The organism is Streptomyces sp. NPDC038707, assembly GCF_040636485.1.
In the GTDB taxonomy this organism is placed as follows: domain Bacteria; phylum Actinomycetota; class Actinomycetes; order Streptomycetales; family Streptomycetaceae; genus Streptomyces.
The window spans coordinates 105,777-117,715 of the sequence record NZ_JBEZUP010000012.1 but is presented as its reverse complement, the minus strand read 5'-3'; the positions used below and the strand labels follow the sequence as shown (position 1 = coordinate 117,715).

Annotated in this window: 8 protein-coding genes and 2 pseudogenes; 6 read left to right on the top strand and 4 right to left on the bottom strand. The window is 71.0% G+C overall.

Translation table 11 applies throughout. From position 1 onward, the window contains the following. Positions 1–19: 19 nt before the first annotated feature. A complete protein-coding gene (locus AB0E62_RS18695; protein ID WP_362194320.1) occupies positions 20–2,374 on the bottom strand; it encodes a tetratricopeptide repeat protein in 2,355 nt (784 codons plus the stop codon). 674 nt (positions 2,375–3,048) lie between these two features. Here AB0E62_RS18695 and AB0E62_RS18690 point away from each other — a divergent pair. Both AB0E62_RS18690 and AB0E62_RS18685 read left to right on the top strand, forming a co-directional pair. After that, positions 3,049–3,708 carry a GNAT family protein gene (locus tag AB0E62_RS18690; RefSeq protein ID WP_362194317.1) on the top strand — a complete coding sequence of 220 codons (660 nt, stop codon included), beginning with the start codon at positions 3,049–3,051 and terminating at the stop codon, positions 3,706–3,708. A gap of 213 nt (positions 3,709–3,921) precedes the next feature. Further along, positions 3,922–5,949, top strand: coding sequence for an AAA family ATPase (locus AB0E62_RS18685; RefSeq protein ID WP_362194314.1), 2,028 nt, complete (start codon positions 3,922–3,924; stop codon positions 5,947–5,949). 253 nt (positions 5,950–6,202) lie between these two features. Here the strand turns inward: AB0E62_RS18685 and AB0E62_RS18680 are convergent, their stop codons facing one another. After that, the gene (locus tag AB0E62_RS18680; RefSeq protein ID WP_362194311.1) at positions 6,203–6,835 is read right to left on the bottom strand and encodes a LysR family transcriptional regulator substrate-binding protein; all 633 of its coding nucleotides are present in this window, start codon (positions 6,833–6,835) and stop codon (positions 6,203–6,205) included. On the opposite strand from AB0E62_RS18680, the pseudogene AB0E62_RS18675 reads away from it, so the two are divergent. Then, a pseudogene (locus tag AB0E62_RS18675) lies at positions 6,777–7,076 on the top strand (zinc-binding dehydrogenase); the annotation flags it as partial. The gene AB0E62_RS18680 and the pseudogene AB0E62_RS18675 sit on opposite strands and share 59 nt — an antisense overlap. A 360-nt stretch (positions 7,077–7,436) precedes the next feature. Here the strand turns inward: AB0E62_RS18675 and AB0E62_RS18670 are convergent. Then, a complete protein-coding gene (locus tag AB0E62_RS18670; protein ID WP_362194308.1) occupies positions 7,437–7,814 on the bottom strand; it encodes an STAS domain-containing protein in 378 nt (125 codons plus the stop codon). Positions 7,815–7,978: 164 nt separating this feature from the next. Here AB0E62_RS18670 and AB0E62_RS18665 point away from each other — a divergent pair, with 164 nt between their 5' ends. Together AB0E62_RS18665 and AB0E62_RS18660 are read left to right on the top strand one after the other, a co-directional pair. Then, positions 7,979–8,458 (top strand): ATP-binding protein, encoded by a 480-nt coding sequence (locus AB0E62_RS18665; RefSeq protein ID WP_362194305.1) that lies wholly within the window; start codon positions 7,979–7,981, stop codon positions 8,456–8,458. A gap of 1,213 nt (positions 8,459–9,671) precedes the next feature. After that, positions 9,672–9,850: pseudogene (locus AB0E62_RS18660) on the top strand (precorrin-3B C(17)-methyltransferase); the annotation flags it as partial. A gap of 112 nt (positions 9,851–9,962) precedes the next feature. On the opposite strand, the gene AB0E62_RS18655 reads toward AB0E62_RS18660, so the two are convergent. Beyond that, positions 9,963–10,724 (bottom strand): cobalt-precorrin-6A reductase, encoded by a 762-nt coding sequence (locus tag AB0E62_RS18655; RefSeq protein ID WP_362194604.1) that lies wholly within the window; start codon positions 10,722–10,724, stop codon positions 9,963–9,965. Positions 10,725–10,767: 43 nt separating this feature from the next. Between AB0E62_RS18655 and AB0E62_RS18650 the strand changes: the two genes are divergently transcribed. Continuing rightward, positions 10,768–11,919, top strand: coding sequence for a cobalt-precorrin-5B (C(1))-methyltransferase (locus AB0E62_RS18650; RefSeq protein WP_362194302.1), 1,152 nt, complete (start codon positions 10,768–10,770; stop codon positions 11,917–11,919). Positions 11,920–11,939 lie beyond the last annotated feature (20 nt).

Here is an 11,939-nt window from a genome sequence, read left to right as displayed (position 1 = left end):
TCGCGTCCGTCACGACCGGTCAGCTCGACGCGGAGGCGGCGGCCCGGGCGAGACGGGTGCGCAGATCGGCGAGATCGTCGGCGTCGGCACCGCGCTCGCCGGCGAGTTCGGTGTCCGCGCGTGCGCCGGCCTCGTCCCCCTGCTCGAGACGCAGCACGGCACGGTTGTAGACGTAGTCCGGATCAGTGGAGAGGTTGACCGCGCTGTCGAGACAGGTCAGGGCCTCCTGGGTCCGTCCGCTTTCGTGGAGCACATGGGCGAGGTTGTTCCATGCCTCGGCGAGCCTCGGATCGCGGGCCAGTGCGGTGCGCAGACTCTCCTCCGCCTCGTCCGGGTGCCCGAGTGCCGACTGGGCCAGGCCGCGGTTGCTCCATGCCTGGGCGTTCTTCGGGTCGTGGTAGACCGCGGCGTCCAGAGCGGTCAACGCCCCGGCGGGGTCTCCCTGCTTGAGGTGGAGGACGCCGAGTCCGAGGTGGGCCCGCGCCTCGTCCGGTTTCAGCTCCACCACCCGCCGGAAATCACGCTCGGCCGCTTCCGTGTCTCCTGCCCGCGCATGCAGCCGGGCACGGTTGAGGTGGGCCTCGTAGTAGGGCGGGCACAGCTTGATGGCCCGGTCGTAGTACTGGAGAGCCTCTTCGAACCGTCCGGTCCGTTGCAGCATGTTGGCGAGGTCATTGGCGTACTCGCCGTAGTTCGGGTCGAGGCTGATGGTCCGCTGGTAGACCTCGTAGGCCTTCGGGAAGTCCTTGACCATCTCGTAGATCTGCGCGGTGTTGTAGACGAGGATCGACTGGTGCAGCGCGTACTTCTCGTCCCCGTAGATGCTCTGCATGCGTTCCATGCCCTCGGTGCAGAGCTTGAGCGCCTCGTCCATCCGGCCCTGCCGGGCACGGATGTAGGCGAGCGCGTTCTCCGCGAACACCTTGATGTACTCGTGCTTCGGATGGTCCTGGAAGTCGTTCTCTATCCGCTCCAGGTTGAGCAGGGCGAATCGCTCGGCGGTCTCGAGATCCGGCGGCGACTGGTACCTTCCGTGCGCCATGCTCTGCGAGTAGAGGACCGTCGGCGTGTAGAGGCTCTGCGGGAAGTGCTGGTAGAAGGTGTCCAGATAGGGGATGGACACGTGCGCCAGTCCGAGCGAGTACAGCACGAAGGACATGCGGAGGTAGACGAGATTGTGCATCTGTCCGCCGCCGGGGAGGGTGCGCAGCTGAGGGTCCGCCCAGAAACGGGAGAAGAGGTCGAACCAGGTGTCGTAGAGGCCGATTTCCTGGAGCGAGATCGAGAGCGGCGCGAGCGCGACCACCTGATCGGACACGTCCCGGAGGCCGAGGTGGTGCACCGGGTGGAACACTTCCTCGGGCTTTCCGCCGTGTTCGGCGAGGTACTCCCGGTGCACACGCTCCCGGGTGTCGGCATCGTACGTCTCGTAGTTGCGCACCATGACGGGGTCGTCGTCCGCGCAGTGCCCTTGCACATACTGTTCGAGCAGGTCGTACCTGGACCGCTCGCCGAGCAGGCTCAGATGGAGATCGAGATGTGTCTCGAACGAGAGATAGCCGGGTAACGAGACCTTCGTGCCGAGGCAGCGCATGAGCGCCGAGAGCCGCGCGGGTCTGCCCTGCGAGAGCCGCCACAGGCTGTCGAGCTGTTTCGCGCCCGGCGACTCGAAGCCCCAGGACCGGATCAGGTCCCTGGCCTCCGGCCTGGCCAGAGGCGGCGGTGCGACCCTCGCCGAGCACTCGGTGAGCATCATGTCCGGCTCTTTGTCGGCCAGGAGCACCACGGTCAGCCACCGGCACACCCGCCTGCGGCGCGCCAGCGTGCCGAGGAACCTCAGGGCCGTGGGCGACAGGCGCTCCGCGTTGTCGATGACCAGGGTGTACGGCTGTTCGGCCCAGGTCAGGAAGGCGTCCAGGAATTCGTAGACACCGTTGAGCAGTTTGTCCTGGTACTCATGGAAATAGAAACGGGTCCGCTCGTCCCGGCCGGCGACTCCCGTGAGATCTTTCGGCACCCGGTACGCCGGGGAATCACGGTGCGGGAACAGTCGCTTGAGTGACTGCTCGGCCGCCGCGACCAGTTCGGGCGCCTCGCTTTCCGCGACGGTGACGGCATGGTCGATCAGCGGCTGTACGCCCGCGAAATAGCCGTGGGTCAGCTTGTCCCCGTTCCCGGACACCACGACGCCGGCCGGGTACTCGCGGTCGCCGGTGTCGAGCCAGGCATGCACCGTGTCGGATTTCCCGCTGCCGTCCGGTGCGCTGACCAGGAGGAAGAGCGGACTGTCCGGGTCCGCGTGGTCCAGGCGCCTCCTTGCGTCGCTCAACTCCGCGAACAGGGCAGGGCGCACCCGCGAATGAACAACGGACATTCAGATCTCCCCATGACTCAGAACATACCGGTCCGAAAAGTGGGGGGCCGTTTTCGGACCCCCCACTAAGAACTCTCAACGCCTCACGTATTCGCCTCAGCCGGCGACGTACGGCGTGGTGGTACGGACGGTGTCCTGCTTCTCGGCAACCTTGACCTTCATCTTCTTCACCCCCCAATGAAATCGGTCTTCACACCGACGGCGTCTGACGCGACCGACTGTGACAGCGCGAACGTCAAGGTGTCAACGGCCGAATGAAGCAGTTCCAGCCGTTCCCGTCCATCGAATACGGCGGAACGCCAAACAGCCCTCCCCCGGTTCGAGAAATTCGGGGAAGGGAGAAATTACCTCGGCACTGAGGGGCAAGACCCACCATACTCAGATCATCCAACTAGTCCAGGGGCCCGGAGCTGTAGAAAGTTACAATCAAGCCCGTACTGCAACTTCCGGGTGCCGTCAGTCCGGCGTACTCAAGTGATCCATTTCCGACGGCCTTCGCCGGAGGTCGTCGTTGGCCGGATTCAAGGCCCTGGCGCCGGCTCCCGCCGCGCGTTCGGATGCGCGTCCCCGGTTGCCGGGCGGCGGGCCGGCCCCGTGCGGAAACCCGCGCGACACGACCGCGACGGCTTTGAGAGGCTGCGAGCCTGTCTGTGCCGGCACGGGAGTGGTGAACGATGAGCGTCATGCTGAAGGGACCGGTTCTGGAAGGCGCGTTGGTGCGCCTCGAACCGCTGGAGCACCGTCACGCGGCGGACCTGGCCGTGGCGGCGGAGGAGGACCGTAGCTCCTACCGCTTCACGTGGGTGCCCTCGGCGGCCGAGGTCGAGGAGTACATCGATGTGCAACTCGCCCGTGCCGCCGATGGGAAGCTAGCACCGTACGCGCAGGTGGACCGGGCGTCGGGCCGGGCGGTCGGGGCCACGGCCTACTGGGACCCGCGGTGGTGGCCGACGGGCGACGCCCTGTACGCGATCGAGGTCGGCTTCACCTGGCTCGCGGCGTCGGCCCAGGGCTCGGGGATCAATACCGAGGCCAAGTACCTGTTGTTCCGGCACGCGTTCGACAACTGGCACGTGTCGCGCCTCGACTTGAAGACGGACGCGCGCAACGAGCGGTCACGGGCGGCGATCGAAGGGGTGGGCGCACGGTTCGAGGGCGTGCTGCGGAACTGGTCCCGGTCCCGGGTTGCGGGTGAGGAGGGCCGGCTCCGTGACTCCGCGATCTTCTCGATCACCTCCGAGGAGTGGCCGGAGTGCCGTGCACGGCTCGAACAGCGCATCGCCCTCGCCCTCGACCGCCGCCGGCGAGGCGCGGCCCTTCCCCTGCGAGGCTGAGCACGGCCTGTGCCGGAGTGGCAGCAAAGTCCTTTTCCTGATCCCCGAAAAGGACCCGAACCGCGCAGTCGTAGGGACATGTTTTCACCAAGTAAGTCAAGACTTACCTTTCACGGAACTCCGACCGTATGGTGTGGCTCGGATCGAAGGAGCCCCCTGTTGTCGGAACTGAATGATGCCGCCGTGCGTGCGGTTGCGTCGGAGCAGGATTATGTGTCCTCCTTGTACGAGGTGCTCAGCGAGCGGCTTTCCCAGGCGCGAGCACACCGGGCGAGTGTGCTGAGGGGCCCGGCGGAAAGTGCCGGTGAGGCATACGAGAGGGAAATCGCCGCCGAGCGTCTGACCAAGGAAATCGGCCGGCTGGAGGGCGCCGAGAAGGGGCTGGTCTTCGGGCGCATCGACCGGACGGACGGCACGGCACTGCGCATCGGGCGGATCGGACTGCATGCGGAGGAGGACGACCTGCCGCTGCTCGTGGACTGGCGCGCGAACGCGGCGCGGCCCTTCTACGAGGCGACCCCGGTCCACCCGATGGGCCTGCGGCGCCGCCGGCACCTGCGCACCGAGGAGCGCACGGTCGTCTCGGTGAGCGACGAACTGCTGGACGGGTCCGCCCCGACCGACGAGGACGTCGTGGGGGACGGCCCGTTGACCGAGGCTCTGTCGGCTCGGCGGACGGGCAGGATGCGGGCGGCCGTCGCGACGCTGCAGGCCGAGCAGGACGAGATCGTCCGCTCCGCCCACCGCGGGGTGACCGTCGTGCAGGGCGGCCCCGGCACCGGCAAGACGGTGGTCGCCCTGCACCGGGCGGCCTATGTCCTGTACGCGTTCCCGCGCGCCGCGGAACAGGGCGTCCTGGTGGTGGGCCCGAACGCCCGGTTCCTCGACTACATCTCCCAGGTCCTTCCCTCGCTCGGGGAGAACGACGTCGTTCTGGCGACCTGCCGGGAACTGGCCGGAGTGCCGGCGGACGCGGTGGACCCGTTCGAGACGGCGCGCCTCAAGGGCGGCTCCGACCTCGCCGACGCCCTGGCCGGCCTGCTGCGCGTCCACCGGGCCCCCGCCGGTGACTTCACCGTGCGGGTCGGACGGGAACCGGTCCACCTGTCCGGTGAGGAAGTCGCCGCGGCACGCGACGCCGCCGTGGCAGCCGTACCGGGGCACAACCCCGCACGCCAGGTGTTCAAGGAGTTCTTGGCCGACGCCGTCACCGACGCGATGCGACGGGACCTGGGCGACGTGCTGGAGCGGATCGACGCCGATACCGAACGGATGACGGGCATCGACCTCGACCGGTTCACGGGAGCCGCCCAGCGCCGTACGGAGGGCTCGGCCGGCTCGGGCCCGGCCCACGAGCTGGACGTGGACGCCATCCGGGCCGGTCTCCTCGCGGACGCCGGATTCGACCGGGCGGTCGAGGAGTTGTGGCCGCGCCTGACCCCCGGTGACCTCGTCCGGGCGCTCCTGACGGACACCGGCGCTCTCGCCGAGCTGCTGCCCCGCCTGACCGCGCGGGAGCGGTCCCTTCTGCTGCGCGGTCCGGACGACCCGTGGACCGATGCCGACGTGGCGTTGCTGGACGAGGCAGCGAGCCTGGTCGACGGACCCCCCGAGCGGACGTACGGGCATGTCGTCGTCGACGAGGCCCAGGAACTGACCGCCATGCAGTGGCGGATGATCGTGCGCCGCTGCCCGGCCAGGGGGATGACGCTGGTGGGCGACTTCGCCCAGGCCGGCCCGGTCGCGACCGCACGCGACTGGAAGGAGGCACTGAGCCCGCACGTCGGACCGCGGTTCACCCTGCACGACCTGACCGTCAGCTACCGCACCACACAGGAGATCCTGGAGAGCGTCCGGGACCTGCTCACGCGGATCGCCCCGGACCAGAAGCCCACACGGTCACTGCGGAGCGGCGAGAGCCCTCGCACCGTGACCACACCCGCGGACGGGCTGGTCACCGCCGTGGCTCGGGAACTCCGCGCCCAGAGCACCGCGCACCCGGGCGAGCTTCTGGGAGTGATCTGCGCGGACGCCAGGGTGAGCGAGCTGACGGCCCGGGGCATCGCCCACCACGCACGCGTCGTACCGGCGTCCGAGGCACGCGGCCTGGAATTCGACGGGGTCGTCGTCGTGAACCCCGAGGAGATCAGCACGGCCCGCCCCGGCGGGGAAAGGGACTTGTACGTGGCCCTGACCCGGGCCACCAAGCGCCTGTGCACCGTCACCGTCACGCCCGCCTGACCACGGTCCAGGAGCACTGGCCCCCGACCGGCCCCCGGAAACGACCGAGGGCCGGTTCCGGGTCCCTCCGGAGCCGGCCCTGATCGGCGACGTTCCCCCGTCGGACAAGTGGGCGGCACACCGGGTCAGTTGGCGACAGGACGGGCAGTTGCCGGGTCCAGCGGTGTACAGCCTGCGGTGAGCCGACAGGTCGTCCGCTCGGAGGCCGTGGCAGACCTGCCGCAAATGGTCACCGCCCGGGCCGTGGTTCGGGTCAGGGTCGCGGGGCGGCCAGGACGGCCTTGGCGGCCGGCCGGAGATTCCTGATCATTGGATTCGGGTCGCCCTTGCGGCTGGCCAGCACGATCCGGCTGGGGGGAGCGCCCTCGATCGGGACGGTGACGAGGTCGGGACGCAGTGAGCTGCGCCGATCGCCGACCGGCAGGACGGCGATCGCCATGCCGCTCGCGACGAGTTCGAGCTTGTCCTCGTAGCCCTCGACCGGCGGCACGCCGGCCCCGAGGATCCGGTAGGAGGCCCGGTCCGCGGTCTCGAACGCGCACGGCGCCGCCTCTTCGCCGGCCAGTTCTTCCGCGGTCACCGACGCGCGGTCGGCCAAGGGATGGCCGCGGGGGACCACGAGCATCCGGGACTCCTCGTACAGCGGCGTGGTGGACACGTCGGCGGCGGCGAGCGGCAGCGGGGCCCGCGCGATCAGGGCGTCGACGCGCCTGTCGGTCAGCGCCCCGACGTCGCCGCAGCTCAGATGCCGGGTCGCGATCTCGGCGCCCGGGTGGCGGTGGCGCAGTTCCCGTACGGCGGCAGTGATCACCAGGTCTTGACGCCACACCGTCGGCGGCCCGGACAGCTCACGCCTCCTGACCGTGCTCAAGCGCGGAGGCACCATGCTTCCGGTGTTCTTCGCCCAGTACGACCCGGAGGAGACGGCGCGTCTGGACATCGCCGTCTCGAACATCCAGGTACGTTCCAACGGCCTCCGACTCACCGAGATAGGACGTCTGTTCGATGAGGGAGAACTCCGGGTCGGGGTGGACAGCACGTACCCGCTGTCCGAAGCGGTCAACGCACACACGCGAGCCGCGCAGGGCCACATCCAGGGCAGGATCGTGCTGACGGTGACCTCGTGATCGCCGAACTCGCAGCAGGCGGTGGCGGACTACGCCCACGCCCCGGACGAGCGCGATGTGCCCGAGCCGGAAACGGTCCGCTCACGGCACCGGCCGGGAGGCGGCCACCGCCCCCGGGCGGACCGGTCTCCTGCTGGCAGCAGCTGACGAGATGACGGAGATTCTGAACGGCACCGCCCCCCCCCCTGAACCACCGCCTCCTTCGGCGGGCCCGGCGCCGGCGTCCGCGCGGGGAACACCGGTGGCCGCCGTTTTCCGACGACGACGAGGAGTGAGCGGAAGGCGGCGCACACCGGTCCGGCGACCCGCATCATCCAGTAGCGGCGGCCACGGCATGGCCGGACGGGGCCCGGTCGCCGGTCAGTTAGTGAGAGCGTGGCGGAGGGTTTGGCGGCAGTCGATGACGGCATCGACGCCGACGATGCTGAGGGTGCGCATCACGGACTCGCCGACAGCGGCCAGGCGCAGCCAGCCGCCGGCTTCGCCGAGGGCGCGGTGGGCGGCGATGAGGATGTTGATGCCGCTGGAGTCCATGAAGGTGACCTGGCGCATGTCGGCCACGATGCGGGGACGGGGCGTGCCGGAGGCGTCCAGGGCCTGGCGGAGCGTGTCGCCGGTGTGGTGGTCGATCTCTCCGGCCAGGGTCAGCACGCGGATGCCGTCGGTGGCGGTGGTCACGACCGACAGCCGGCCGGCCTGTCCAGCGTGTTCGGCGCGGGTCATCTCTGCCTCAGACATGCCGGAGATCCTGGCACACCCGGGCCTGCACGCGCAGCGCCGCCCGGCATGGTACGAGCGGCGCCGATGTGTGGCCGATCCGGCAGAAGAGGCCAGGGCGTGGTCCCCACCCGCGCGGGTAAGAGCGGGGCAATCGCGTGAACGGGGAGCGAATGGTGGTCGTGATGGAAGCAGACCCGGCGCCGGCGGGCGGCGCGGCGCCGGACAGGCCGGCCATACAGACCAGCGTGGCCCTGACCGGAGACGGCAAGGACATCGCCCAAGCCCGTCACCTGGCCGCCGGCTTCCTCACCTGGGTCCAGGCCGAGCACGGCCTGCCCGTCTCCCAGCGTGCCATGGACGTCACCCAGCTGGTGGTCAGCGAACTGGTCACCAACGCCCGCAAGTACGCCCCCGGACCTGTGCTGCTGGGCCTGAGGATCACCGACGACACGGTCGAGGTCGTCGTGTGGGACTCCGGCCCGGTCCTCCCGGTCGCCCGGGCGGCGGACGCCGGCCGGGTCGGCCAGCACGGCCTGGAGATCGTCATGGCCGTCGCCCAGGGCTTCGAGGCGCAGCGCGAGCCGGTCGGCAAACGCATCACCGCCCGCATCGCCCTGGCCGACGATCCGGGCGGCGCCGTCTTTGGGCGCCGGCCCCTGTAGCCGTCCCGGTTCGCCTCCGACGGCGGCACACGAACCCCACGAGGACGCCGGCCACGGCCTGACCGGCTGCCAGATCGGCACTCCGCACTCCGCACACCACCGCCGCGCCCTTGGCCGATGACGCCGCCCGGCGCACGTACGACCTGATCGACTCGTCCGCGGACAACGCCGCCGCCCTCGTCGCCCGCACCACCGGTCGGGGAAACCCGCTCACGGCACCGGCCGGGAGGCGGCCAACGCCCCCGGGCGGGCCGGTCTGCCGCCGACGGGCGCCGATGACATCACGGAGATCCTGAACCGCGGATCCTGGCCGGGCCCGCCACGTTCCACCGCCGTCACCGCGGCGGTGGAACCGGGCCGCATGTTTCGGGACAACGGGCTCAGCCGGCGTCAGCCGGCCGGCCATGCCACGGTGCGCTCGACCACCCAACGGTGTGCGGCCAGTACGGCCGCTGTGCCCGACGCGGCGAGGAGGTGCTTCCCTGTCCGCCATTGCGGACGGCGCCGCTGCGAACCGGCGCCGTCAGGCATGACGGCGCACCTCACTGCGCCGACATGGCTACCGTTTCAGCACCCGCTCGACCCTTGTCTCCGGCCGGCTGCCCGCAAGTCGTCTGCCATCGTCGGGAGGCTCGCCCCTCCCCCTCAAGGTTTCCCTCGGTCTCCAGGGACACCTGCCGCAGCTCCGCCGGCACCGCCGGATCGGGCTGGGCCCGCATCCTCCGCGCTCGGCTTGTCGTACATCCGGCCGGCGACTACGACGTCACGACCGGCGTGGTCCCCGACTTGGCGGCGACGGCGGGACGTACGGCTCTGGCTGACGACTCTGGACGCCGCCGCCGCTGCGTGCGCGAGCGGCGCCGCCAGGCACCTGTCGGGCCGGTTCCTGTTCGCCCTGGACGACGGCGCGGTGACGTGGCCGGCCTCGGCTCGGCGCGGACGGCACGGTGCGCCCCCGGGGACGGCGGAGCGTGGCTCGGCCCCGGGTCGGTCCGGGTGGCCGCCGGTGACGACCGTTCGCGGCACTGGCGCTGCCGAGATCCCCCTGGACGCCGCGCGGTCGCACGCCACACGAACCTGGAGGGTGGCCGGTCTTCCTCTGACGGCCAGGGCAATCGGCCGCCCGGTGCGTGACCGGCTGACGGGCCGAGGGCATCGCGCACGAAGAACGTCCCGAGCCGGCCGGCGTGCCCCAAGGCCCGCCTCCGGGCAGCCGGTGGTGGTCGCCCGGGACGTCGGCGGTCCCGGTGAGCGGTTGCGGATCGTGCGGCTGGGCGAGCTGGATCCGGCCGGGGTCGACATGCGCGCGATCCCGCTGGTCGGTTCCTCCCAGACTCAGGTGGCACGGCGGGGGACGGCGAGGAGACCGTCTGGACACCGCGCCGGTATCCGCGGGAGCGAACCGGGCGACACCGCTCTCCGTGGCCGGCGCCGCCTCCTCGCCCACCCGCCCCCGAGGGGGGACGGCGAAGGCCGTTCCGGTGCGGTCCGTGCCGGGTCCCGGTCAACGGCCCGGCCGGGGTGCCCGGGCGAGACGGTCGCGGACCCACCGCGCCGCCCGGTCGGGATCGGTCACGACGGGCACGCCCTCGGGCACCGGTGGTCTGCGCACGACGACGACGGGAAGCCCGGCCTCGCGCGCCGCGGTCAGTTTCGGTGCCGTGGCCGCCCCGCCGCTGTCCTTCGTGACCACGACGTCGATGCGGTGACGGCGCAGCAGTGCCCGCTCGCCGTCGAGGGTGAAGGGGCCGCGGTCGAGCAGTACTTCCATGCGGGGCGGATGCGGTGGCCCGGGAGCGTCGACTGATCGTACGAGGAACCAGAGGTCGTCCAGGCCCGCGAAGGCGGCCAGGCCCATGCGTCCCGTCGTGAGGAAGACGCGCCGGCCGAGTGCGGGCAGCTCCCGTGCCGCTTCGTCCAGGGAAGCCACTTCATGCCACTGGTCGCCCTCGGCGCGGACCCAGCCGGGCCGGCGCAGGGCGAGCAGGGGAAGATGGGTGGCGGCAGCCGCCTGTGCGGCGTGAGAACTCATCGTTGTGGCGAAGGGGTGGGTGGCGTCGACGACCGCGTCTGCCCTGTGGTCGCGCAGCCACGCGATCAGTCCTTCCACCCCGCCGAAGCCGCCGACGCGGATCTCGCCCAGAGGCAGCCGAGGGCTGGTGACGCGTCCGGCGAGGGAGTTGGTCAGTTCCAGGCCGGGGGTGCCGTGGAGGAGTCCGGCGAGACGGCGGGCTTCGGCGGTGCCGCCGAGGAGCAGTACGTGCACGGGAGTTGCGGATCCGTTCATGAGGAGCAGTGGGGGTCGAAGCGTGGATCAGACGAGCGGTGCGGACGGGCCACCGGGTCCGGACCAGGTCAAGGGCGGTCGCCGCGCCCAGTTGGAGCAGACCGGTCTGCGGCACGGCTGGACCACCGGGGCCTGCGCGACGGCGGCCACGACGGCCGCGTACACCGCCCTGCTGACCGGTGAGTTCCCCGACCCGGTGACGATCACGCTGCCCAAGGGACAGACGCCGTCCTTCGCGCTGGCCGCCGAGGAACTGACCCGGCACTCCGCCATGGCGGGGATCGTGAAGGACGCGGGAGACGATCCCGACGTCACGCACGGCGCGTTGGTCCGGGCGACGGTAAGGCAGTTGCCCGCGGGCAGCGGCGTGCTCTTCAAGGCGGGCCCCGGCGTGGGGACGATCACCCGGCCCGGTCTTCCGCTGCCCGTCGGCGAGGCGGCGGTCAATCCCGTACCCCGTCGGTTGATGAGCGAGCACGTCGCCGAGGTGGCCGCTCGGCACGGCGGCAGCGGCGACGTGGAGATCACCGTCTCCGTCGACCACGGCGAGGAGATCGCCCGCTCCACCTGGAACCCGAGGCTCGGCATTCTCGGTGGCCTGTCCATCCTCGGCACCACGGGCATCGTCGTGCCGTACTCCTGCTCGGCCTGGATCGACTCCATCCGGCGTGGCGTGGATGTGGCCCGCGCGGCCGGACGGAGCCACGTCGCCGGGTGCACCGGGTCGACGTCCGAGAAGACGGTCGTCGCCGAGTACGGCCTGCCCGAGGACGCCCTGCTCGACATGGGTGACTTCGCCGGCGCCGTGCTGAAGTACATTCGCCGCCATCCGGTGGACCGTCTCACCCTCTGCGGCGGCTTCGCCAAGCTCTCCAAGCTCGCGGCGGGCCATCTGGACCTGCACTCCGGCCGTTCCCAGGTCGACAAGGGCTTCCTGGCCGAACTGGCCCGGCGCGGCGGCGGGTCCGAGGCGCTGGCTGCCGCGGTGGCCACCGCCAACACCGGCCTCGCCGCGCTCCGGCTGTGCCAGGCCGCCGGAGTACCGCTCGGGGACCTGGTGGCGGAGGCCGCGCGGGACGAGGCCCTTGCCGTGCTGCGCCGGGCGCCGGTCGCCGTGGACGTCATCTGCATCGACCGCGCCGGAGCGATCGTGGGCCGCAGCGCGGTGGCCTGACACGGCCGCGCCGGGGCACC